This window comes from Rhodoferax sp. P2_H8_2 (assembly GCF_056403235.1).
In genome coordinates this window covers 235,438-258,483 of sequence record NZ_JBFUFW010000005.1, presented here as the reverse complement: position 1 = coordinate 258,483, position 23,046 = coordinate 235,438, and the positions used below count along the sequence as shown (strand labels likewise).

Below are 23,046 nucleotides of genomic sequence, written 5' to 3'. Positions count from 1 at the left end.
GAAAGCGCAATGTATGAAAATCGAAGACCATCCGCTGATGCTTTCGCAACAGCACACCAGCACCGCAGTGCCCACCACGCAACATTGCAATGCACATACGCAGCAATCAACGGGCATAAAAAAGGGGCCCCTTCAAGAGCCCCAAGTCCTCATTCCCCGTTTGTGTTGTTCTAGTTTTCTATCTCACCTCGCCGGTTTGGCAGCGACGCCAAAGCCGTTGTTGTTCTCCACGCAAATGCGCTCGTAGTGATCGGTATCCGGGCCACCCGCTGGCGCCTTGCCTTCGTAGTTGGCGGGTTTGCCTTTGAAGTGCCAGGAGCTTCCAGGCTTGCCATCCAGGCTCCAGCGGCGCGCGGGAATGGTCGCAGTCCAAGAGCGGGTGTAGACATCCGGATCGGTGAAGGTAGCCACATAGTTGTAGCGCTTGTTGTCGGGCGAAAAAATGTAGCGCTCTTCAATCTTCACGTTCTCGCTGGCAAATTCTCCGGAGCGACCAAACGACGCCTTGGAATTGTTGTTGCTGACATTCACCACCAAGGTGTTGCCCTCCCAACGGCCCCGTGAATCCGCATTCCATAGCTTGATGGCCTCAGGCAAGTTCGGCTTGCCATCGAGATGGATGATGCGCCAGCCAGAATCGAACAGGAACAGCACATAGTTCGGGTACTGGCGGATCTCGTAGCCATGCCAGTACAGCGACTTCGGAATGCCCGCCGGTGCACAGCGCGCCAAAGGCTCGATGTATTGGGGCTTGATGGGGTTGTTGAAGTACTCCTGAAACTCCTTCACCTTCTCTTGCGCCCATGGCTGAAACGGAATCTGCCCGTCCACGGGATCGCTCACGCGGCTGGGTGCACGCTCGTTGCGCGCATTCTTGGGCCGCGCGCGTGGGTTGGGGTCATTGACAACGCCCCCCTGGGGATCGGTGAAGTTGTTGTGGTTGGCAATTGTGTTGGACCAGAAGCCCTGCACATCGGGTTGGCCATCTGCCAGACGCTTGCCGGCCCATTTGCCTTGTGCGATTTGCGGAAAGGATTTCTCATTGGCAATGCCCCCACCTGCAGGTGCGGAAGCGACAGGCCGTGGAGTGGGTGCGGCAGCGCCGGTTTGCGCATGCGCCAGTGCCGCGCCCAGTGCGAGCGCCGTTCCTACCAGCGCCGACCGCTGCCATCCGCGTTGCTTGTTTGTGTGTTTCATAAATACCTTTGTCTGAATGGGTTGAGCTACTCGGGATGACGGCTGGTCATGGCTTGCGCGGTGGATATAGCGCGTCATACGTCGTCGTAAAGCGGTAGTCCTCAATCAGCTGGAAGTTCTTCTCACGGTGGCGGTGCAGCAGCACGCTGATCGTCCAGGGTCGGCTGAATACCTTGGCGTCGTCCAGCGTGGCCTTGTATTCAATGGTGTTGGCATCCAGATACTTCCAGCGCTCCACCACGTGCAGTGCATCGCTGTGGTAGTTACCGGCACGATCGAGCCAGGTGTCTTCGACGAAGTCCACCACATCGACAACCAAGGTATCTCCCTCCCAGCGCGCCCGTGAATCCCCGAGCCAGAATTCCTGCGGGTCACCCTTGGGGTGTGTCGTGCCATTGGTAAAAATCGTCCGCACCGAATTGCCGTACTGGAACACCAGCGTCAAATCTTTCGCACGCTGCAAAATCTGAAATGGCGCGCGGTAGTAGATGCCCCGTGGGGTGCCCAGCGTGAATCCCTTCAGACGCGGGTCATCGTTGTCCCGCTTCTCGAAGTTCTTCTTGCGCTGCTCCAGTGCCTGCGGCAAGTACGGAATGACACCGCCTTCGACGACGCCCACGCTGGGTGGTGCATCGTCACGGTTGCCGTGCGGCTCCAAGCCATAGTCGGCATCGCTGGTGGTTTGCCAGATGCCGGAGAAATCCGGCTTGCCGTTGAGTCTGGGCAGCTTGGTCGTGTCGGCTGCAAATACCGCCGAAGTAGCCAATGCGCCCAGAACCAAAAGGCCAGCACCGAGCTGGCGAGTGAATCGATACCACCGCGAATTCGCGTGGCGTTGGAAATTCAATGTGTTCAAACAAATTCTCCGAAATAGATAGTGAGGTTTGCTGAGGCGGCCTACTAGGGCGCGCCGGGTGCGTCCTGTGCACCACCGGTCTGGAATGTCGTACCGTCAGCGAGCGTGAGGTACACGGAGTAGCCAAACGGGCCACCGTTCTTGGACTTGTAGCCCTTGATACGAATCTGGTCACCCACCTTGAGCGTGGCTTTGGTGAGACCCTTGCCGGCCAGTGCAGTGGGTGCGCCAAACTCGAAACCGTAGTTGACGGTGGTGCCGTCTGCGACCTTCACATCCAGATAAATCCAGCTGTGCGGGTTAACCCATTTGGCCTTGGTCAGGGTGCCCTGCACTTCGATGGGCTGGGCCGCGTCAAACTCTGCTGCGAACGCATGGTGGGCCTGCGCGAGTGGACTCACTGCCAACACACTTCCCACGACCGCGGCGAATGCCACTGCGGTTCGAAATACACGCTTACCAAAAAGACTGCTCATCGTTTTCTCCATCAAAGTAAAAAGGAATTCATCCTTACTTTGCAAACGATGTGCCACCTTGTGCGCGATGCACGGAGGATCGCTAAATAAGTCCTATGTCCATGATTTCATAAGGCTTTTCTGAAAATATGAATGCAAGACCCTGCAGCCAGGTGGCGTCTTGCTGCACCAGGTCCAACAGCACACTGGTGCCTGGTTGTTGGCCAGGCAACAGTGCGTAGTCTCAGTCGGCGCGGATCGCCTCGATCTGGATCTTGATAGTGACCTCATCCGGAATGCGCGGCAACGCATTGGTCATGCCATAGGCACTGCGCAGAATCGTGGTTTCAAAATCACCGCCACACACTTCGCGTTTCAGGCGAGCGTTCTCGTAGCAATTGAAGTACGTGGCCTTCAGTGTCGCCGGCAGCGTCTTGCCCAGCAGCGTCAGCGTGCCTGCAACGGCGGTCACCTTGCCAGCATCAAAGCTGAATGCGTCACCCACGAACCGTATCGTCGGAAACTCAGCTGCATTGAAGAAATCCTTGGTTTTCAGATGCGCATCCAGCGGGGCCACACCGGTCGACAGCGAGCTCACATCAATCGTGATGTCAGCCTTGCCCGTTTTGGCCGTGCGGTCCAGCGCTACCGTGCCCTCCTTCTTGTCAAAGCGACCGCGGATCGTACTGGTGCCGTTGTGTCGAATTTCGAAATAGGAGAAGGTGTGGGCAGGATCCACATTGAAGTTCAGGCTTTGTGCCTGGGCCAGACCTGTGGTGGTCAACAAGCTGGCGAGTATCCATTTGCGATGCATTATTGGTTCCTATTTTGAATAGCGTATAAAAATACCCAAGACGCCAATGCATGGGTACATGTGACAAGTTGCAAGCCGCATGCCAAGCCACGAACCGCTAGCGGCAACCTGATTCATGCACTTCGCTATTTGCTTATGGCGTTGCGCGCATAAACGCATCGTGAACGCTCTGGAACACCCGCCCCTTCAAACGCGACCCCAAAGCCGTGTGTTGCAGTCGGTCCATCACCGGACCTTTCACCTCCGCCAGTTCCAGGCTGATACCGCGCTTGCCAAGACTTTGCTCCATCTCTGTCAGTACGCCGAGAGCAGTCGCGTCAATCTGATTCACCGCGGAACACACCAAGAGCAGGCGGCGAACAGTTGTATCCGCAGCCAATAGCTCTTCGATGCGCTCTTCCAACACGGTCGCGTTGGCAAAGAACAGACTCTCATCCACCCGTATCGCCAGCAAGCCGGGCACAGTCTCTACTGCGTGGCGCGCGACATTACGAAAGTGCTCTGTACCGGGCACGCGACCAACGACAGCGATGTGCGGATGGCTACTGCGCCAAACCAATGCCGCCAGCGACATGGCGACGCCCAGCACAATGCCCGCTTCTACCCCCAGCACCATCACGCCGAGCGCCGTGGCCAGGAGTGACAACGCATCGGCCCGGTCATAGGCCCAGCTGGCTTTGAGCGCAGCCACATCCACTAGCGATGCCACTGCGACCATGATGCTGGCTGCCAGAACGGCCAGCGGCAAGTAATAGAAAAGCCCAGTGAAGAAATAAATGATGACCGCCATGGAAGCCGCGGTAATAAGCGAGGCCAGCGGTGTCTGCGCACCTGCGGCAAAGTTGATGACGGAGCGCGACAGCCCGCCATGCACCGGATACGCCCCGGACAGCGCAGCAGCCACATTGGCTGCACCCAGACCCCACAGCTCCCGGTCCGGCGCAATGCGTTGCTGACGTTGCATCGCAAACGACTGGGCCACTGACACACTGCCTACAAATCCCACCAGAGAAATCAGCAACGCTGGTAGCCAAAGTTGACCCAGTTCGGTCAGCCCCGGCAGCGTCATACCCAAGGCCGGCAAACCGGCCGGGACGGCACCTACTACAGACACATTTCTGGCAAGGTCCCAGCCACCCCACGCCACAAGGCTGGTGCTCAGCACAACCGCGACAATCGGAGCCATGCGCGCCAAAAGGTCGGCGGCCTGGATGGCGACACCCATACGGCGAAGGGTATTGGCGAGGTAACGTTTGCTCCAGAGCAAAAACACCATGCTGCCCAAGCCCAGGCCCAGGCTGGTGGTATTGGTATGGGGGACAGCGTTCAAAAGACCTTGCAGTGTGGCCCAGCTGGAACTGCTGGGGGCCGCGACACCCAGAACGTATTTGAGTTGGCCCAACGCAATCACTACGGCCGATCCGGATACAAAACCGCTGACCACCGGGTGGCTCAAAAAGTAAGCCAGAAAGCCCAGGCGCAGTGCGCCAAAGGCCAAAAACATCAGCCCCGAGATCAGCGCCAGGTGCATGGCCATCTGCACGTACTCGGTCGTGCCCGCTATCGCCAGTGGCTGCAATGCGCTGGCAGTCATCAGTGCGGCAATGGCGACCGGACCTACCGCCAACGTCATGCTGGAGCCCACCAGTGCGTAAGCAACCACGGGCAGGATGCTGGCGTACAGCCCCATCTGGGGCGGCAGGCCGGCCAACAAGGTGTACGCCAGGCTTTGCGGAATCACCAGCACTGCCACGATCAGGCCGGCCGACACATCGCTGCCAAACCAGGCGCGCTGGTAATGGCGTAACCAAGCGGGCAACCACTGACACATGGCTTAGTCCTCAATCGCCGTGGGACGTGAACGGTTCTGTAGCCGCTCAAACACGGCCATGCCCGCCACCATAGCCAGCACAAACACCAACGCTTTGGGCTGACCCGCCCCCAGCGACACGATCGCAGGGCCGGGGCAAAAACCCGCCAGCCCCCAGCCCGCACCAAACAGCAAGCTACCAACGATTAGCCGCTTGTCGATGTCAGTCGAAGTGGGCAGATGCATGGCACCACCGAAGAAAGTTGTGGTGCGTTTCTTGGCTATTGCAAACGCGCCCAAGCCAACCAGAATGGCGCCGCCCATCACCAAGGCAAGCGAAGGATCCCAACGACCCGCCAGATCCAGAAAACCCAGTACTTTGCTGGGGTCCGCCATCCCGGCCAAGATCAGGCCCAAGCCAAATAACAGGCCCACCAGAAATTCTGAGATACGGTGCTGCATGGCAATACTCCTCAAGTGAATAGGTTTTCTGCCAGCGTTCAAGCGAGAACGTGACGAACCAGGAAAACAATGGCAAAACCTGCGGCCATGAAGGCCAGCGTTGCCGCCAACGAACGTGGCGATAGGCGCGACAGACCGCACACGCCGTGGCCACTGGTACATCCCGAGCCATAACGCGTACCAACACCCACCAACAGACCTGCCAGCACCACAGTGCCCCAGCCCGCGTCAACCGTGGCTGTCACAGGGCCAGCCACCAACACATAAAGAACAGGTGCAGCCAACATACCCAGCACGAACGCAACGCGCCAGCCGATGTCACCCGCCTTGGGGCGCAACAGGCCTCCCACAATGCCGCTGATGCCCAGGATGCGGCCGTTCACCAAAATGAAAATGGCCGAGGCCAGGCCCAGCAGAATGCCACCCGAAAGAGACGCCCAGGGCGTGAAGTTGTTCCAGTCAATGTTCATCGTTGTGCTCCTGCTCTACCGTTTTTGTTTGCCGCAGAACTGCGCATACAGAACTTGCATGACGGCCATGGCCTGGCTACTGTCAATGCAGTAGTAAATGTTCTTGCCCTCGCGCCGGGTGCTGACCAACCCTTCGTCCCGCAGCACACCGAGTTGCTGCGACAGCGTCGGTTGGGCGATGCCCACTAGCACTTCGAGCTCTCCGACGTTTTTCTCGCCCTGGCTCAACTCGCACAAAAGCAATAAACGGTCGGGGTTTGACAGTGTCTTCATCAATCTGCAAGCGGCGTCTGCAGACTTGCGAAGCAAGGACGGGTCGAGAGAGGGCATAGGCAAGTTGGCGGCAGGCATGGAACGGGACTCCAGTTCGGTTGCAATTCCAATAGTTTATTGACAAACAATATATCCGTCAATAAACTATTATAAATGAAATTGAAATAGCGACCTTTACAAGGAGTTTTCCATGACAGCCGCCCCCGATACCTCGTCCGTTACCCAGATCAAAGCCTTCTTCGACTCCGCCACCTGGACCGTGAGCTATGTTGTGTATGACCACGGCGGAGGCCACTGCGCCATCGTGGACTCGGTGCTGGACTACGACCCCAAGTCTGGCCGCACCAGCACGACGTCAGCCGACGTACTGATGGTTTTTATCAAAGAGAAGGTGCTGACCGTGCAGTGGATCCTGGAAACCCACGCACATGCCGACCATCTGTCCGCGGCGCACTATTTGCGCAAACATCTGGGTGGCAAGATTGCGATTGGCGCGGCCATCACCGATGTGCAGAACGTGTTCAAGGGCATCTTCAATTTGGAGCCCGCGTTCCACCCCGACGGCAGCCAGTTTGATCACCTATTCCAGCCAGACGAGACGTTTGCTATCGGCGACCTGACTGCGCAGGCACTGTCCGTGCCCGGCCATACTCCCGCCTGCATGGCTTACCAGGTCGGCGATGCTGTGTTTGTGGGTGACACGCTGTTCATGCCCGACGTCGGCACCGCGCGCTGCGACTTCCCAGGAGGCAACGCGCACACGCTGTACACCAGCGTGCGCAAGCTGCTGGACCTGCCAGCCCACACCCGCCTCTACATGTGCCACGACTACCCGCCCGATGCGCGTGAACCGGCGTGGGAAAGCAGCGTGGCCGACCAGCGCGCCAGCAACATCCACATCCGCGACGGCGTGACAGAAGAAGCCTTCGTCGCCATGCGCAGCAAGCGCGATGCGGGCCTCGCCATGCCCACCCTGATCCTGCCTTCGGTGCAGATCAATATCCGCGCGGGCGAGATGCCGCCGCCCGAAGCTAACGGCAAAACGTATTTGAAGATCCCACTCAACGTTCTATAAGAAATTGGCCTCTAGCGCCCGTGGAATGTGCGCAAGCAGCTATTAAATCAGGAGCATCTACGCACTGACACCAAACAGCTCATTCCATGACGTGGCACTGTCGGTCACCTGGGGTGACTGGGAAGTGCCCCTGCTCTATGATTGGTTCAATCAACGGGGGAGACATGAAAAATCAACTTCCACAGGCTGAATCCCGCGTAGCGGTTTTGGTGGATTGCGACAACACAACACCAGAAATCCTTGAATATGCCCTGCGCGTGGTGGCCCAGTTTGGCCGGGTAGTGCTGCGTCGGGGGTATGGCAATCACAGCACGTTGGCCAACAAATGGCAGGAGGCCCTGGTGCGTCTTGCGTTCACACCTTGCCTGCAGTACCAGTACGCTCCCGGTAAGAACACATCTGACATTGCTTTGGCGCTTGATGCGATAGAGGCGCTGTTTGATCAACGGGCTGATACCTATTGCTTGGTCACCAGTGATTCGGACTTCGCCTACCTGTGTCGCAAGTTGCGGGAACGTGGCGCAACGGTTCACATTGTCGGCGAGTCCAAAACCCCAGATGCGTTGCGCAACGCCAGTGACCAGTTCTTTGAATGGGTCAAACCCAATTTGTCCGAATCGACCCTGGAAGCCAATGACAAGCCAGCCCCCAAGGCGGACATCGTTACCCAGGAAGCAACCAAAGCAGAGGCTGCCAAGGCCGCAAGTAAACGCAGGCCCAAGTTCGTCACCGAAGCTGTTGCGCTACTGGCAGGTGACACGCCAGAAGGGCGCGTTGGACTGGGAGAGCTGGGGCAGTACCTCAAGCGGACTGATCCTGCCTTTTCGCCCAAGACCTACGGCCACTCAGGGTTGCTTGATATGGTGCAGACCTACACCAGTCTTGCACTGAACAAGCTGGATGGCGGCCATTGGGTCAGCCTCAAGCCCAAGGATGCAACGCCTGCCGCGACAGCCAAAAGTGATGTGGCCTGATCCAGTCTATGCAGCGCTTCGAATTTGCCATCGATATCTCTTCCCTCGAATACCTCCCCTACTACCGCGGCGAAGTGCGCAATATCCTGGTCCGGTGTACGGATGGGCGCAGGGTGCAGTTCCCCGCAACGCTGCTGACACCCTTTGTGACCGGTGGCGGTATCCGTGGCAACTTTGTACTGACCTGCGGCGACGGCGGCACTAGGGCTCAGCTACAACGCAGATAACGCGCACGCCGCTCTTCACATCTGCTTACAGCGCAGACGCTCTTTTTTACCGCGCTTTTGCCGCACCGAAAGCACAGCTTTACGCGCTGTTGTGACCATGGAGGTCCCTTAACTCGGATCTTCTCCATGAAAAAATTGCTTCTGACGACTATCGCACTGGGTGCTTTTGCTGTCTCTTCTGCTTATGCAGCGGGCCCAGCGGATCTCTCTGGTTTCAGCATCGGTGCCAACGCCGAATTCTCTGCGGGGTCTTCCAGTGCGACAGATGGAACGTCTGATACAGGAAAGGCCACGACACTGGGCCTGCAGGGCCGTTACGACTGGGCACTGGCGCCCAATTTCGCGATTGGACTGGGCGGCTCCTACAGCTCCAGCAACCACGAGGCCGGAACCTACGCCAATGGCACATCAGCCAATATCAAGGATCGGTATTCGATTGATGTGATCCCCACCTACGCGCTCGCTAACAACTTCCAGCTCTACGGCAAGCTGTCCTCCATCTACGGATCCGCAGCGTCCAACGATGGCAGCAGCTCCGCTGATCTGCAGGGCGTTGGCTATGGCGTTGGCGTGCGCCAGATGCTGGACAAAAACATGTACTGGCAAGCCGGTTACGACCTGAACCAGTTCAAGGACGTGACCTTCACAACGGGCACCACATCAAGCCTGAAAGAAAATGTCTTCTCACTGGGTATTGGCTACAAGTTTTGATGTAGCTGCCGTGTAAGTCAGCCAATCGCCCCCACCTGAGTCCGCTTCGGTGGGGGCTCCTGAATTTGTGCATCAAATATGACTGCGGGCCTCGTGGAATGTGCGTAGCCAGCTATCAAAAGCAGAGTATCCCTTAAGGGAATTCATGCTGCGCTACGCGGTATCGCTTACAGCTTGGCGATGGACACTTCTGTCGACTTGACCAGTGCCACGACATCGCTGCCAATCTTCAACTCCAGTTGATCGACCGAACGCGTAGTGATCACCGAAGTGACGATGCCCCACGGTGTCTCTACATCGATCTCAGAGACTACGTCACCGCGGATGATCTCCTTGACCTTGCCCTTGAACTGGTTGCGTACGTTGATAGCTTGAATGGACATGGGGTCTCCTTGAAAGTCCGTTGAAAAAATTAGATGGCCCAGCGCAGGGCTTGACCGGCTATGGGCCAGTGGGTGTCGTTGGCTGGTTCTTCAGTGCCAGGGCGCTGCAGTACGCGGTCCAGAATACGTTTCTCCAACACGGCAAAAGCAGCATCACCTCGCGCGCGCGGGCGCGGCAGCGTTATGCGTTCGTCCAGCGCAATCACGCCGTCCTCAATCAGCACCACGCGATCGGCTAGCGCCACCGCTTCCTGCACATCGTGGGTTACCAACAGTGCGGTGAAGCCTTTGTGCAGCCACAGGTCTTCAATCAGCCCGTGCATCTCGATGCGCGTGAGTGCGTCCAGCGCACCCAGCGGCTCGTCCAGCAGCAGCAAGTGCGGGTTGTGCACCAGCGCGCGCGCCAAGGCCACGCGCTGGCGCTGGCCGCCCGACAGGCGCGCAGGCCATTCATCGAGCCGCTCACCCAAACCCACTTGGCCAAGCACCTTGGCAGCAGCAGGACGCGCGCTTTCGCTCAAGCCCAGCGCCACGTTGTCGACCACACGTTTCCATGGCAGCAGGCGCGCCTCTTGAAACATGATGCGGGTGTCAGCCCGCAGTCCGTTCAATGCCTGACCGTCGATTTGCAGCGCGCCCGCCGTGGCGGTTTCCAGCCCCGCTACCAGCCGCAACAGCGTGCTCTTGCCGCAACCACTGCGGCCAACGATGGCGACGAACTCGCCTGGCTCGATGTGCAGTTGCGTGTTGTGCAACACGGTGCGCGCACCGTAGCGCTTGGTCAGACCACGCGCTAGCAGGCTAACACCCTGCGTTGAAGAAGTGGATTTATTAGTCAAAATGGCCTCCAGAGCGCATAGAACGTGCGTAAGCAGCTATCAAAAACATAGTGATCCTTTAGCGCACCGTCTGGTAGCCAGGGTGCCAGCGCAGCCAGTAGTGCTCCAGCCCACGCGCAAACAGGTCGGCCAGCTTGCCCAATGCGGCGTAGAGCAGGATGCCCACCAACACAATGTCGGTCTGCAAAAACTCGCGGGCGTTCATCGTCAGATAGCCAATGCCGGCTTGCGCAGAGATGGTCTCTGCCACGATCAGGATCACCCACATCAAGCCCAGCGAAAAGCGCAGACCCACCAGGATGCTGGACAGCGCGCCGGGCAAAATGATCTGGCGGTACAACTGCCAGCGCGACAGGCCATACGTGCGACCCATCTCGATCAGGCCCGGGTCCACATTGCGAATGCCGTGGAAAGTGTTGAGGTAAATCGGGAAGAACACCGACACCGCAATCAGAAACAGCTTGGCCGATTCGTCAATGCCAAACCACAGGATCACCAGCGGAATCATCGCCAGCGCGGGGATGTTGCGCACCATCTGGATGGTGGAGTCCAGCAGCGTCTCCGCCCAGCGCACCGAGCCTGTCAGCAGGCCCAGCGCGAGGCCTAGGCCACCGCCCACGGCCAGACCGGTCAGCGCCCTGCCCGCGCTAACGCGCACATGGGTCCACAACTCACCCGACACCGCCAATGTCCACCCCGCGGTGGCTACATCGACCGGCGCTGGCAGCACGCGGGTGGACAGCCAGCCGAAGCTGGATGCCAATTGCCAGAATGCCAACAGACCCGCCGGAACCAGCCATGGCAACACGCGTTGCCACACAGCGCGCAAGAAACTTTTGAATTGCGCACCCGATACGGTGAACAGCGGAAAGATGGGCAGGAAGCCATAGCCCGGCGTTTCCAGCGAATCGGAAACGATCAGGGTAGTTCCATCGCGGGCTGTGTCAGTCATGCGCTTCCTTCACTTTCTTTCAACGTGTGCTTTAACTCGCCGAAGCTTTGGGCACGTAGGTGTTGGCTACGACTTCGCCAAAGGGCCCGAATGGCGTGCCGCCCGACAGCTTCTCCTGCGTCGCCAATGGCAACAGCGGAAACACCAACTCGGCAAAGCGATAGGCTTCTTCCAGATGCGGATAACCGGACAGCACAAAGGTGTCCAGCCCGAGGTCCGCGTATTCCTGAATACGTGCGGCTACCGTTTGCGGATCGCCCACCAACGCGGTGCCTGCGCCACCACGCACCAGGCCCACACCGGCCCACAGGTTGGGGCTGATCTCCAGCGATGCCCTGTCCCGCTTGCTGCCGTTGCCATGCAGTGCCGCCATGCGGCGCTGGCCTTCAGAGTCCATCTTGGCGAACGCGCTTTGTGCGCGAATCACCGTGTCGTCGTTCAGTCGGCTGATCAGGTCTTCCGCCGCGGCCCAGGCTTTCTCGTCCGTCTCACGCACGATCACGTGCAGGCGAATGCCAAACTTCACGGTGCGGCCATGCTTGGCGGCACGCGCACGTACATCAGCCACTTTCTTCGCAACGGAAGCGGGCGGCTCGCCCCAGGTGAGATAGGTCTCGACCTGCTCGGCGGCCAGGTCATGCGCTGCCGCGCTGGAGCCACCGAAGTACACCGGTGGGTGCGGCTTCTGGATCGACGGATACAGCAGCTTGCCGCCCTTGACGCTCAAGTGCTTGCCTTCGAAATCGTAGGCTTGTCCATCGTGGCTGCGCGTAATGATCTCGCGCCAGATGCGGATGAACTCTGCCGATTGCTCGTAACGCTGCGCGTGGTCCAGAAACACGCCGTCGCCTTCCAACTCCGTCTGGTCGCCACCGGTCACCAGGTTGATCAACAGGCGCCCACCCGACATGCGGTCAAAGCTCGCAGCCATGCGCGCAGCCAGCGCGGGCTGATGCAGGCCGGGCCGCACAGCGACCAGAAACTTCAGCCGTGTGGTCACAGACAACAAACTGGATGCAATCACCCACGGGTCTTCGCAGGAGCGCCCGGTGGGCAACAACACACCTTCATAGCCCAGGCTGTCTGCCGCCTGTGCCACTTGTTTGAGGTAGTCGTGGTTCAGCGTGCGCGCGCCTTCGACGGTGCCGAGGTAGCGGCTGTCGCCATGCGTAGGAATAAACCAGAAGATTTTCACGGGAGCTCCAGAGATGAGGTGAGGTCTTAGCTGCGGCTGTTCAGTGCAACGCGGGTGTTGGGTGCTGTCCAAACGATGTCGGCGATACGTATGGGTTTGGGGATCAGGCCCAGCCGGTGAAACGCGTCTGCCGTGGCCTGTTGGTCGGCTAGCGCCGTGGTGCTCAGCGGTCCTACGGGTGAACGTGGCCTGCGGCCGAGAAACAGGCTGACGATGCCCGCATCCAGTCCGCTGAAGTTGGCGATCAGCTTGATCGCCTCAGGGCGGTTCTCCTGCACAAAACGGTCCGCACGCGTCAGCTCTTCAAACAGCACGGCGATGGCGCCGGGGTATTGCGTGACAAAGGGCTTCGAAGCCAAATAGAAAGAGTTGTTGTTGGACAAGCCGCGGCCGGTTGCCAGAATGCGCGGCTGTATCGCCAGCTCGGTTGCTGCGAAGAACGGATCCCAGATCGCCCAGGCGTCCACGCTCTTGCGTTCAAAGGCGGCACGTGCGTCGGCCGGCGTCAGGTAGATTGGCTGAATGTCAGACCATTGCAAACCCGCCTTCTCCACTGCGCGAATCAACAGGTAGTGCGCGCTGGAGCCTTTCTGCAAAGCCACTTTCTGGCCCTTCAGATCTTTCAGCGTTTTCAATGGCGAATCGCGCAACACCAGAACCGCAGAGCTGTCCGGTTTGGCCGGCTCGGCGCCTACGTAGACCAGATCTTTGTCAGCCGCCTGTGCGAACACCGGTGGCGCATCGCCAGTAAATCCAAACTCCAGGCTGCCGACCGACAGCGCTTCGAGTAGTTGCGGCCCTGCGGGAAACTCGATCCAGCTCACCTTGGTATTCGGAAAGCGCTTTTCCAACGCGCCCTGCTGCTTCAGGATCACCAGATTCGCGGCAGACTTCTGGTAGCCCAGGCGCAGCAACTCGGGTTGCTTTGCAGAGGCATTTGCTGCGGTTTGCGCATGGCTGGTGATGGGTCCGGACAGACCCCAGACACCGGCAGTCATGGCCATGACGCGCAGCAGGCTGCGGCGCTCATCGGTATGTTTAGTGGATGCTTGTGTCATCGTGTGCCTCCAGGCTCAACGTGTCTTGAGATCCACGGCTTCATTGATGGAAATGGCCTTGGGGATCAGCTTTAATTCAAAGAAGGTGTCGGCAATCTTTTGCTGGCCAGCTGCCACTTCAGCGGTAATGGGCTTCACATTAAATTCGTAGCGGCGCAATGCCAGCTCCACGACGTCAATCGGCAGGCCTTGCAACGGCGCAATCACCTCCGCAGCCTGGCGCAAGTTTTTCTTGAGCCAGGTGCCGCGCTCTACGGAGTCTTCGAACCAGGCCTGCAGCACCTTGGGGTTCTTGGCGACGAAGCCACGCTCACCCAGGTAGAACTGGTAGTTATTGACCACGCCAGTGCCATCGGCCAGCACCTTGGCACCGGTGGCTTTCTCGGCAGCAGCCTGGAACGGATCCCAGATCACCCAGGCATCCACGTTCTTGCTCTCAAACGCGGCGCGGGCATCTGCAGGTGGCAGATAGATCACCTGAATGTCCGTGAGCTTCAGGCCATTTTTCTCCAACAGGCGAACCAGCAAGTAGTGCAAATTGCTGCCCTTGTTCAAGGCGACTTTTTTGCCCTTGAGATCGGCAACGGTTTTGATGCCCGAGTCTTTGGGGATCAGGATGGCTTCTGCTTGCGGCGCGGCCGGATCAAAGCCGATGTACTGGAATTTGGCGCCGGCGGCCTGCGCAAAAATCGGCGGCGCTTCCCCGACATAGCCCACGTCCACCGCACCCACGTTCAGGCCTTCCAGCAATTGCGGGCCCGCGGGAAACTCCACCCATTTCACGCCAAAGCCCAGCGGCGCCAGGCGCTTCTCCAGCGTGCCTTGGGCTTTTTGCAGAACAAACAGGCTGGCGGATTTTTGGTAACCAATGCGCAGTTCGCCAGTGGTTTGCGCTTGCGCCATAGGGGCGATCAAAGCGGCGGTAAACAGCGCGGCCAGAGGCGCGAGAAGCGCACGTCGGGTGGTCTGAAAAGAAGAGCGATTCATGTTTAAAAGTTCCTCAATGGTTCAAAAAGGCAAAGCGGGGCTCTGGACGACTGAAGTCCACATCAAAAAGAGAAAGAGAGAGCCCGCGCGGCTTGGCACAGGCGGGGTGCAGTTACACGCTACATCGCACTTGCGAGAATTGCACCGGCGCGAAGCGTCCTGCATGGGCCAGCGCAGGTTGCAAAGTTTCGGTGACGATGCCGTCTACTGCTTCGTCCAGACGCGCTCCAATGTTTCCGTCCACCTGGTAGCTGCCCTCGGGCGACAGCGTGACCTGCGCATCGGTGGCGTAGATGCCGGCAAGGATGTGCCGCGCACCCAGCGCTTGAAGCACCGGGCGCAGCGAGTAGTCCAGCGCCAGCATGTGGTGGGCACTGCCACCGGTTGCCAGTGGCAACACGGTCTTGCCCTTGAACGCATCTTGCGGCAACACATCGAGAAACACCTTCAGCACGCCGCTGTAGGCCGCCTTGTAAACCGGCGTGGCAACAACGATCACTTCTGCCTGCGCCACCTGGCCAATCGCTCGGCTGATCGAGGGATGACCAAAGTCTGCCAGCAGAAGCGCCTGTGGTGACAAGTCACGCACGCGCAACCGGTCCACCAGGGCTCCCCGGGTTTCCAGGCGCTGGCCCACGGCCTCGAGCAAACCCGCGGTGCGCGAGCGCTCGGAGGGGCTGCCGGCAATCAGAAGTACAGACATGGTGGTTCTCAGTTGCTATTTATTCAGGAGCTGCTTACGCTTGTCTAATGGGCGTTGGAGGCCAATTTACTTCTTGACGTAAATCTGGTCGAAGCTGCCGCCATCGGCAAAGTGCTCCTTGTCAGCCTTCTCCCAACCGCCAAAGGCCTCGTCAATAGTGAACAGGTTGAGCTTTGCAAACTGTTTGGCGTATTTCGCTTTGGCCTTCTCGGAAATCACTGGGCGGTAGAAGTTCTTGCCGATGATGTCCTGGCCTTCTTCGGAGTACAGGTACTCCAGATAGGCTTGGGCTACAGCACGGGTGCCCTTCTTGTCCACGTTCTTGTCCACGATGGCCACAGCGGGTTCCGCCAGGATGGAGAGCTGGGGCGCGATCACATCGAACTTGGCGCCGAATTCTTTTTCCAGCAGGAAGGCTTCGTTTTCCCATGCGATCAGCACGTCACCCTGCGCGCGCTGCGCAAAGGTGATCGTGGAGCCACGGGCACCGGTGTCCAGAATCGGCACATTGGCGTACAGCTTGGCGACGAATTCTTTCGCCTTGGCATCACCGCCGTATTTGCGCTTGGCAAATTCCCAAGCCGCAAGGTAGTTCCAGCGGGCACCGCCAGACGTCTTGGGGTTGGGTGTGATGACCTTGACGTCGGCGCGGATCAGATCGTCCCAATCTTTGATCTTCTTGGGGTTGCCTTCACGCACCACCAACACGATGGTCGATGCATAGGGCGTGGAATTGTGCGGGAGACGTTTTTGCCAGTCCGCATTGATCCAACCACCGTTCTTCACCACCGCATTGGTGTCGCCCGCCAGCGCCAGTGTTGCCACGTCCGCATCCAGTCCGTCAATGATGGAGCGCGCTTGCTTGCCAGAACCGCCATGGCTTTGTTTGATGGAGACGTCCTGACCGGTCTTGGCCTTCCAGTACTTCACAAACGCTGCGTTGTAATCCACGTACAACTCGCGCGTTGGGTCGTAGGACACGTTAAGCAGACTGACGGCCTGTTGTGCGGATGCACCCAGCGCTGCCACGGCGATCAAGGCACCAAATGCGGCTTGCAGAACCGTACGACGGGGGGAAAAGCTAACGGATTGGCCAGATGCCATGTTCAACTCCAGAATGACAACGCAACATTGCGATGGGTTGGATTCTGGAGAGAGAGCGTTAAAACTGGAACTATTGAATTTTCAGTTTTATATAGCCAAAACATCTAACAAGAGATGCTGCACTGTGCGTTCGCTGGATATACCGGAAGCAATAGGGCGAGAAATGATGGAGGCGCGATCCGGAGTCGAACCGGACTAACCGGATTTGCAATCCGGGGCATAACCGCTTTGCTATCGCGCCAATGTGAACTACCGCTGTGAAACGCATCCAATGAAAAAGGGAAGCAACTTGCTTCCCTTTTTGGATTTTGGAGCGGGAAAAGAGGTTCGAACTCTCGACCTATACCTTGGCAAGGTATCGCTCTACCAACTGAGCTATTCCCGCGTTTCAAGCCTCGAATTATAGCGTACTTTTTTTGTGATTTTGAAAGTCACGAAAAAAGTTCGCATAATTTTCTCAATGCTTCACTGGCTCCGGCGAAACCACTGCAGGCACGGCCGCAGCAACTGCGGCCGTAGCAGCGACATCTTCCTCTGGCAATGGCACAGGTTGTGACTCCAGCGCGAACTCCAGCACCTTGTCGATCCAGCGAACCGGAACAATCTCCAGACCGTTCTTCACATTCTCGGGAATGTCCTGCAGATCCTTCGCGTTGGCTTCAGGAATCAGCACAGTCTTGATGCCACCGCGCAATGCAGCCAGCAGCTTTTCTTTCAGGCCACCGATTTCAGTGATCTCGCCACGCAATGTGATTTCGCCCGTCATGGCCACATCACCCCGTACTGGAATGCCGGTCAATGCAGACACAAAGGCTGTCGCCATCGCCGCTCCAGCGCTCGGACCATCCTTGGGTGTCGCACCATCTGGCACGTGGATGTGGATGTCCTTCTTCTCAAACACTTCATCCTTGATACCCAGGCGGCGTGAGCGGCTGCGCACCACGGTACGTGCGGCTTCAACCGATTCCTTCATCACATCACCCAGCGAACCAGTACGCGTGATCACGCCTTTGCCAGGTGTCAACGCGGCTTCAATGGTTAGCAAATCGCCGCCCACTTCGGTCCACGCCAGACCGACCACTTGGCCGACCTGGTTCTGCTGCTCCGCACGGCCATAGGTGTACTTGCGCACGCCAAGGAAGTCGTTCAGGTTGTCGACGGTTACCAGCACTTTGCCGGTCATCTTCTTCAGCAACAGGCCCTTGACCACTTTGCGGCAAATCTTGGACAGCTCGCGTTCCAGCGAACGCACACCGGCTTCACGCGTGTAGTAACGCACTATGTCGCGCACAGCGTCTTCCGACATCGCCATTTCGGTGTCTTTGACGCCGTTGTTCTTCATCTGCTTGGGCAGCAGATAGGTGATCGCAATGTTCGTCTTTTCGTCTTCGGTGTAACCCGACAAACGAATCACTTCCATCCGGTCCAGCAGCGCTGGCGGAATGTTCATCGAGTTGGACGTCGCCACAAACATCACATCGCTCAGGTCGTAATCGACCTCAACGTAGTGGTCACCAAACTTGTGGTTCTGCTCGGGATCCAGCACCTCCAAGAGCGCGCTGCTCGGGTCGCCGCGGAAGTCGGTGCCCAGCTTGTCGATCTCGTCCAGCAGGAACAGCGGGTTGCGTGTGCCGACCTTGGACAAGCTTTGCAGTACCTTGCCTGGCATCGCACCGATGTAGGTACGGCGGTGGCCGCGGATCTCGGCTTCATCGCGCATACCGCCCAATGCCATGCGCACGTACTTGCGCCCGGTCGCTTTGGCAATCGATTGGCCCAGAGACGTCTTGCCCACGCCAGGAGGGCCTACCAAGCAAAGGATAGGCGCCTTCACCTTGTCCACGCGCTGTTGCACTGCGAGATATTCCAGGATGCGGTCCTTAACCTTATCCAGGCCGTAATGGTCTTCGTTCAGCACCGCCTCGGCATTCGCCAGGTCGTGTTTGATCTTGGTCTTGGTCGCCCAAGGCAAACCTGTCAGCACGTCGATGTAGTTGCGCACGACAGTCGCTTCGGCAGACATCGGAGACATCAGCTTGAGTTTCTTCAGCTCGCCTTCGGCCTTCTTCAAAGCCTCTTTCGGCATCTTGGCGGACTTGATCTTTTTCTCGATCTCTTCAATGTCCGCGCCCTCTTCACCTTCGCCGAGTTCTTTCTGGATGGCCTTGACCTGTTCGTTCAGGTAGAAGTCGCGCTGGTTCTTTTCCATCTGGCGCTTCACGCGGCCACGGATCTTCTTGTCGACGTTGAGGATGTCCACTTCGCGTTCGATCTGTTCGAACAGGTTTTCCAGACGATCTTTCACGCCCGACAGGCTCAGCACCGCCTGCTTGGCATCAAGCTTCAGCGGCAAATGCGCAGCGATGGTGTCAGCCAGACGGCCAGGGTCATCGATGCTGGAAATCGAGGTCAGGATTTCCGGTGGAATCTTCTTGTTGAGTTTGACGTACTGGTCAAACTGCTGCATCACGGCGCGGCGCAGCGCTTCGATCTCGCTGCCCTTAGTGCGTGCCTTCTCAACTTCAGCGTCCGCGATCTCAATCGGCGTGACGTTGGCAGTGAAGAAAGCTTCGCCTTCTTCGATCTTGTTGACCGACGCGCGCTGATGGCCTTCGACCAACACCTTGACGGTGCCATCGGGCAATTTCAGCATTTGCAGGATGGTGGATACGCAGCCGACATCAAACATATCGGACACCAGCGGATCGTCCTTGGCGGCAGCTTTTTGTGCGACCAGCATGATGCGGCGCTCGGCTTCCATCGCGGCTTCCAGCGCCTTGATGCTCTTGGGGCGACCGACAAACAGCGGAATCACCATATGTGGGAACACCACCACATCGCGCAAAGGCAACAGGGGCAGATCAAGGGGGGTAGCAGGCAGGGGTGTGTGGCCAGACATGGGGAACCTTTGTATTACCTGTTGAATATGGTCCGGGAAACCGGATTTTCAAGCGCACTGCCATTGTCAATGCGGAGTCTTGGCGACATTCCCGGGAAACCAGCGCAAAAACCTTGCATATCAGGCATTTGCGCGGCCCGGTCTCAGGCCTTCTTCGCTGCTTCGCGGTACACGAGCAGCGGAGGCTTGTTTTCTTCGATGGTGGATTCGTCCACCACCACCTTCTCTACGTTCGCCACATTGGGCAACTCGTACATGGTGTCGATCAGCGATTGCTCCAGAATGGAACGCAGTCCGCGTGCACCGGTCTTGCGTGCCAGCGCGCGCCTGGCAATAGCCTTGAGCGCGTTAGGACGAATTTCCAGCTCCGCGCCTTCCATTTGCAACAGCTTGGCGTATTGCTTGACCAAGGCGTTCTTGGGCTCGGTCAGGATCTGTACCAGGGCGTCTTCGGTCAGCTCGGCCAGGGTCGCAACCACCGGCATACGACCAACCAGCTCGGGAATCAAACCGAACTTGATCAGATCTTCCGGCTCAACTTCCTTGAACACTTCGGTCAACGCGCGCTGTTGCTTGCTCTTGACCGCTGCGCCAAAGCCAATACCGGATGACTCCGTACGGTTCTCAATGACCTTTTCCAGACCGGAGAACGCGCCGCCACAGATAAACAAAATGTTGGTCGTGTCGATCTGCACGAAATCCTGATTCGGGTGCTTGCGGCCGCCTTGCGGTGGAACGCTGGCCATCGTGCCTTCGATCAATTTGAGCAAAGCCTGCTGCACGCCCTCGCCCGACACATCGCGGGTGATAGAGGGGTTATCCGATTTGCGGGAAATCTTGTCGATTTCGTCGATATAGACGATGCCGCGTTGGGCGCGTTCGACTTCGTAGTTGCAGCTTTGCAGCAGCTTCAAGACGATATTCTCAACGTCTTCACCCACATAACCCGCTTCCGTCAGCGTGGTGGCATCCGCCATCACGAACGGAACATCGAGCATGCGCGCCAGCGTTTGCGCCAGCAGCGTCTTGCCGGAGCCGGTGGGGCCAATCAGCAGAATATTGCTCTTGGCCAGCTCGACTTCGTCTTTCTTGGCCTTTTCCTTGTGGCGCAGGCGTTTGTAGTGGTTGTAGACCGCGACCGCCAGCGTGCGCTTGGCAGGTTCTTGCCCAATCACATAGTTGTCCAGATTGGCTTTGATTTCTGCGGGGGTTGGTAGGTCGCCACGGCCGTCTTTTGCCACTGTGGTGGCGGGCAGTTCGTCACGGATGATTTCGTTGCACAGGTCAATGCATTCGTCGCAGACGAACACCGAAGGCCCAGCGATGAGTTTCTTGACCTCGTGCTGGCTCTTGCCGCAGAAAGAGCAGTACAAGGTTTTTTCGCTGGAAGTGCCTTTTTTCTCGGCCATGGGGAGATTGCCTTAACGCTGTAGTTGCACAATGATAACCAATAAAAAACGGTGCCCTTCCAGCAGAAAGGCACCGCCCGGACCGTCTAATTTGACGGTTTCGTCAATGCCCTCAGGGGCGCTTGGTGATAACCTGGTCAATCAGGCCGTATTCCTTGGTTTCTTCGGCCGTCATGTAATAGTCGCGTTCTGTATCTTTCGCGATACGTTCCAGCGACTGCCCGGTGCGCTCTGCCAGTATCTTGTTCAATTGCTCACGGGTTTTGAGGATTTCACGTGCTGCAATTTCGATCTCTGTCGCCTGGCCCTGGCTGCCACCGGACGGCTGGTGAATCATGATCTTCGAGTTGGGCAGCGAAAAACGCTTGCCCTTTTCACCCGCTGCCAACAGAAAAGCGCCCATGCTGGCCGCCATGCCGATACACAGCGTGGACACGGCAGGCTTGATGAAGTTCATCGTGTCGAAAATCGACATGCCAGCGCTGACAGAACCACCGGGCGAGTTGATGTAGAAGGAAATGTCTTTGTCCGGGTTTTCGCTTTCCAGGAACAGCATCTGGGCGACCACCAGGTTGGCGGTCTGGTCATTGACCGGGCCGACCAGGAAAATCACGCGTTCTTTAAGCAAACGTGAATAAATGTCGTAGGAGCGCTCGCCCCGGCCGGACTGTTCAATCACCATCGGGACCATGCCCAGGCCTTGCGGTTCCATCGTGTGGGCCGCGCCGTACTTCACGTTCATAGCATCTCCAAATAAAGTCTTCTGACTGTAACGAAATTTCAAAGCCAAAAAGCAAATGGGGCCCAAACACGGGACTGCAAGTCCCGCATCGGCCCCATTTTTCAGGTCAAACGGATCTTGCGGATCAGTTTTGTGCCATCAGGTCGTCGAAGGCCACGGCCTTCTCGGAAATCTTGGCCTTGGACAGCACAAAGTCGGTCACGTTGTTTTCGATGACGATGGCTTCTACTTCGGCCATGCGGCGGTTGTCGCCGTAATACCAGCGCACCACGTCAGCAGGCTTTTCGTAGCTGGAAGCCAGTTCGTCCACGTGGACCTTGATCTGCTCGGGCTTGGCGTGCAGCGTGTTGGCGCGCACCAGCTCGGACACGACCAGACCCAAGCGCACGCGACGCTCGGCTTGGGGGCGGAAGATGTCATCAGGAATCGGCGCCTTGTCAGCGTCCTTGATACCGCGCTGCTTCAGATCCGCACGGGCCGCTTGGACCATACGGTCCATTTCGGCTTGCACGCTGGACTTGGGCAAATCCAGCTCTGCCTTGCTCAAGAGCGCGTCCATCACGGCTTGCTTGTTGCGGGCCAGCAAGCGGTACTTCACTTCGCGCTCCAGGTTTTTGCGGATGTCAGCGCGCAGGGCTTCCACTGTGCCGTCGGCAATACCCAGAATCTTGGCCAGAGCGCCATCGACTTCAGGCAGGTTGGCGGCTTCGACCTTCTTCAGCGTGACCATGAAGTCCGCCGTCTTGCCGGCGACGTCCTGGCCATGGTAATCCGCAGGGAATGCCAGCGGGAAAGTCTTGCTTTCGCCGTGCTTCATGCCGCGGGTTGCGTCTTCAAATTCTTTCAGCATCTGGCCATCGCCAATGATGAACTGGAAGTCTTCGGCCTTGCCGCCAGCGAACACTTCGCCGTCGATCTTGCCTTCGAAGTCCACCGTCACGCGGTCGGTGTCTTGCGCTGGCGCGTCATGCGGGCGCAGGGCGAACGTACGGCGCTGTTTGCGCAGGATCTCAACCGTCTTGTCGATCGCTGCGTCCGTTACGTCGGCGGTCAGTTTTTCGACTTCGGCAGTTGCCAGATCGCCAATGACGACTTCCGGGAACACTTCAAATACAGCGTCGAAGGACATCTGGCCTTCGGGTGCAGCATCGCGCTCGGTAATGCGAGGCGAGCCGGCCACGCGCAGCTTGGCTTCGTTGGCGGCGATGGCGAAAGCCTCACCGACCTTGTCATTCATGACTTCCTGGTGCACCGAGTAACCGTAGCGCTGGGCGACCACGTTCATCGGTACTTTGCCGGGACGGAAACCGTCCATCTTGACGGTGCGGGCCAGCTTGCGCAGGCGTGCATCGATCTCGGCACGGATAGGGTCCACAGGCAGCGACAAAGTCATCTTGCGCTCAAGCTTGTCCAGATTTACAACATTAATGGCCATAACAATCTCCTATATA

At 58.1% G+C, this 23,046-nt stretch carries 24 protein-coding genes and 2 tRNA genes; 4 read left to right on the top strand and 22 right to left on the bottom strand.

All coding sequences use genetic code 11. The features are described from left to right. Nucleotides 1-183: 183 nt before the first annotated feature. The 8 genes from AC1DV6_RS11625 to AC1DV6_RS11590 all read right to left on the bottom strand — a co-directional run bounded on the left by AC1DV6_RS11625 (nucleotide 184) and on the right by AC1DV6_RS11590 (nucleotide 6,415). A complete protein-coding gene (locus AC1DV6_RS11625) occupies nucleotides 184-1,197 on the bottom strand; it encodes a hypothetical protein (RefSeq protein ID WP_477977625.1) in 1,014 nt (337 codons plus the stop codon). 46 nt (nucleotides 1,198-1,243) lie between these two features. After that, nucleotides 1,244-2,053: a hypothetical protein gene (locus AC1DV6_RS11620; protein WP_477977624.1), complete on the bottom strand. Its 810-nt coding sequence runs from the start codon at nucleotides 2,051-2,053 to the stop codon at nucleotides 1,244-1,246. Between the two features lie 44 nt (nucleotides 2,054-2,097). Beyond that, nucleotides 2,098-2,529: a DUF6152 family protein gene (locus AC1DV6_RS11615; RefSeq protein ID WP_477977623.1), complete on the bottom strand. Its 432-nt coding sequence runs from the start codon at nucleotides 2,527-2,529 to the stop codon at nucleotides 2,098-2,100. Nucleotides 2,530-2,752: 223 nt separating this feature from the next. Then, nucleotides 2,753-3,322 carry a YceI family protein gene (locus tag AC1DV6_RS11610; protein WP_477977622.1) on the bottom strand — a complete coding sequence of 190 codons (570 nt, stop codon included), beginning with the start codon at nucleotides 3,320-3,322 and terminating at the stop codon, nucleotides 2,753-2,755. A gap of 133 nt (nucleotides 3,323-3,455) precedes the next feature. Further along, the gene (locus AC1DV6_RS11605; RefSeq protein WP_477977621.1) at nucleotides 3,456-5,153 is read right to left on the bottom strand and encodes a SulP family inorganic anion transporter; all 1,698 of its coding nucleotides are present in this window, start codon (nucleotides 5,151-5,153) and stop codon (nucleotides 3,456-3,458) included. A gap of 3 nt (nucleotides 5,154-5,156) precedes the next feature. After that, nucleotides 5,157-5,594 carry a DUF6691 family protein gene (locus AC1DV6_RS11600; RefSeq protein WP_477977620.1) on the bottom strand — a complete coding sequence of 146 codons (438 nt, stop codon included), beginning with the start codon at nucleotides 5,592-5,594 and terminating at the stop codon, nucleotides 5,157-5,159. A gap of 38 nt (nucleotides 5,595-5,632) precedes the next feature. Then, the gene (locus AC1DV6_RS11595) at nucleotides 5,633-6,064 is read right to left on the bottom strand and encodes a YeeE/YedE family protein (protein WP_477977619.1); all 432 of its coding nucleotides are present in this window, start codon (nucleotides 6,062-6,064) and stop codon (nucleotides 5,633-5,635) included. 15 nt (nucleotides 6,065-6,079) lie between these two features. Continuing rightward, a complete protein-coding gene (locus AC1DV6_RS11590) occupies nucleotides 6,080-6,415 on the bottom strand; it encodes an ArsR/SmtB family transcription factor (protein ID WP_477977618.1) in 336 nt (111 codons plus the stop codon). 112 nt (nucleotides 6,416-6,527) lie between these two features. Between AC1DV6_RS11590 and AC1DV6_RS11585 the strand changes: the two genes are divergently transcribed. The 4 genes from AC1DV6_RS11585 to AC1DV6_RS11570 all read left to right on the top strand — a co-directional run bounded on the left by AC1DV6_RS11585 (nucleotide 6,528) and on the right by AC1DV6_RS11570 (nucleotide 9,324). After that, nucleotides 6,528-7,412 (top strand): MBL fold metallo-hydrolase, encoded by an 885-nt coding sequence (locus tag AC1DV6_RS11585; RefSeq protein ID WP_477977617.1) that lies wholly within the window; start codon nucleotides 6,528-6,530, stop codon nucleotides 7,410-7,412. 164 nt (nucleotides 7,413-7,576) lie between these two features. Beyond that, the gene (locus AC1DV6_RS11580) at nucleotides 7,577-8,386 is read left to right on the top strand and encodes an NYN domain-containing protein (RefSeq protein WP_477977616.1); all 810 of its coding nucleotides are present in this window, start codon (nucleotides 7,577-7,579) and stop codon (nucleotides 8,384-8,386) included. A gap of 8 nt (nucleotides 8,387-8,394) precedes the next feature. Beyond that, entirely contained in the window at nucleotides 8,395-8,613 is a 219-nt protein-coding gene (locus AC1DV6_RS11575) for a DUF2835 family protein (RefSeq protein ID WP_477977615.1), read from the top strand. A gap of 126 nt (nucleotides 8,614-8,739) precedes the next feature. Next, complete coding sequence (locus AC1DV6_RS11570) at nucleotides 8,740-9,324, top strand: outer membrane protein (RefSeq protein WP_477977614.1); 585 nt, start codon at nucleotides 8,740-8,742, stop codon at nucleotides 9,322-9,324. A 167-nt stretch (nucleotides 9,325-9,491) separates the two neighbouring features. On the opposite strand, the gene AC1DV6_RS11565 is transcribed toward AC1DV6_RS11570, so the two are convergent. The 14 genes from AC1DV6_RS11565 to tig all read right to left on the bottom strand — a co-directional run bounded on the left by AC1DV6_RS11565 (nucleotide 9,492) and on the right by tig (nucleotide 23,030). Then, nucleotides 9,492-9,707 (bottom strand): TOBE domain-containing protein, encoded by a 216-nt coding sequence (locus tag AC1DV6_RS11565; protein WP_209393323.1) that lies wholly within the window; start codon nucleotides 9,705-9,707, stop codon nucleotides 9,492-9,494. Between the two features lie 29 nt (nucleotides 9,708-9,736). Then, nucleotides 9,737-10,549, bottom strand: coding sequence for an ATP-binding cassette domain-containing protein (locus AC1DV6_RS11560; protein ID WP_477977688.1), 813 nt, complete (start codon nucleotides 10,547-10,549; stop codon nucleotides 9,737-9,739). Between the two features lie 55 nt (nucleotides 10,550-10,604). Then, nucleotides 10,605-11,498: an aliphatic sulfonate ABC transporter permease SsuC gene (ssuC, locus tag AC1DV6_RS11555; protein ID WP_477977613.1), complete on the bottom strand. Its 894-nt coding sequence runs from the start codon at nucleotides 11,496-11,498 to the stop codon at nucleotides 10,605-10,607. Between the two features lie 31 nt (nucleotides 11,499-11,529). Beyond that, entirely contained in the window at nucleotides 11,530-12,693 is a 1,164-nt protein-coding gene (gene ssuD, locus AC1DV6_RS11550) for an FMNH2-dependent alkanesulfonate monooxygenase (RefSeq protein WP_477977612.1), read from the bottom strand. A gap of 26 nt (nucleotides 12,694-12,719) precedes the next feature. Beyond that, nucleotides 12,720-13,751, bottom strand: coding sequence for a sulfonate ABC transporter substrate-binding protein (locus AC1DV6_RS11545; protein WP_477977611.1), 1,032 nt, complete (start codon nucleotides 13,749-13,751; stop codon nucleotides 12,720-12,722). A 15-nt stretch (nucleotides 13,752-13,766) separates the two neighbouring features. Then, on the bottom strand, nucleotides 13,767-14,738 hold the full coding sequence (locus AC1DV6_RS11540) for a sulfonate ABC transporter substrate-binding protein (protein ID WP_477977610.1): 972 nt from the start codon (nucleotides 14,736-14,738) through the stop codon (nucleotides 13,767-13,769). Nucleotides 14,739-14,850: 112 nt separating this feature from the next. Continuing rightward, on the bottom strand, nucleotides 14,851-15,441 hold the full coding sequence (gene ssuE / locus AC1DV6_RS11535) for an NADPH-dependent FMN reductase (protein ID WP_477977609.1): 591 nt from the start codon (nucleotides 15,439-15,441) through the stop codon (nucleotides 14,851-14,853). 66 nt (nucleotides 15,442-15,507) lie between these two features. Next, nucleotides 15,508-16,545, bottom strand: a complete 1,038-nt coding sequence (locus AC1DV6_RS11530; protein ID WP_477977608.1) for a sulfate ABC transporter substrate-binding protein — start codon at nucleotides 16,543-16,545, stop codon at nucleotides 15,508-15,510. A gap of 167 nt (nucleotides 16,546-16,712) precedes the next feature. Continuing rightward, a tRNA-Cys gene (locus AC1DV6_RS11525) sits at nucleotides 16,713-16,786 on the bottom strand. Between the two features lie 68 nt (nucleotides 16,787-16,854). Continuing rightward, nucleotides 16,855-16,930: transfer RNA gene (locus tag AC1DV6_RS11520), tRNA-Gly, on the bottom strand. A gap of 72 nt (nucleotides 16,931-17,002) precedes the next feature. Beyond that, nucleotides 17,003-19,444 (bottom strand): endopeptidase La, encoded by a 2,442-nt coding sequence (gene lon / locus AC1DV6_RS11515; RefSeq protein WP_477977607.1) that lies wholly within the window; start codon nucleotides 19,442-19,444, stop codon nucleotides 17,003-17,005. A gap of 143 nt (nucleotides 19,445-19,587) precedes the next feature. Continuing rightward, nucleotides 19,588-20,853: an ATP-dependent Clp protease ATP-binding subunit ClpX gene (gene clpX / locus AC1DV6_RS11510; RefSeq protein WP_477977606.1), complete on the bottom strand. Its 1,266-nt coding sequence runs from the start codon at nucleotides 20,851-20,853 to the stop codon at nucleotides 19,588-19,590. A gap of 112 nt (nucleotides 20,854-20,965) precedes the next feature. Further along, on the bottom strand, nucleotides 20,966-21,595 hold the full coding sequence (gene clpP, locus AC1DV6_RS11505) for an ATP-dependent Clp endopeptidase proteolytic subunit ClpP (protein ID WP_477977605.1): 630 nt from the start codon (nucleotides 21,593-21,595) through the stop codon (nucleotides 20,966-20,968). Nucleotides 21,596-21,719: 124 nt separating this feature from the next. After that, nucleotides 21,720-23,030 carry a trigger factor gene (gene tig, locus AC1DV6_RS11500; protein WP_477977604.1) on the bottom strand — a complete coding sequence of 437 codons (1,311 nt, stop codon included), beginning with the start codon at nucleotides 23,028-23,030 and terminating at the stop codon, nucleotides 21,720-21,722. Nucleotides 23,031-23,046 lie beyond the last annotated feature (16 nt).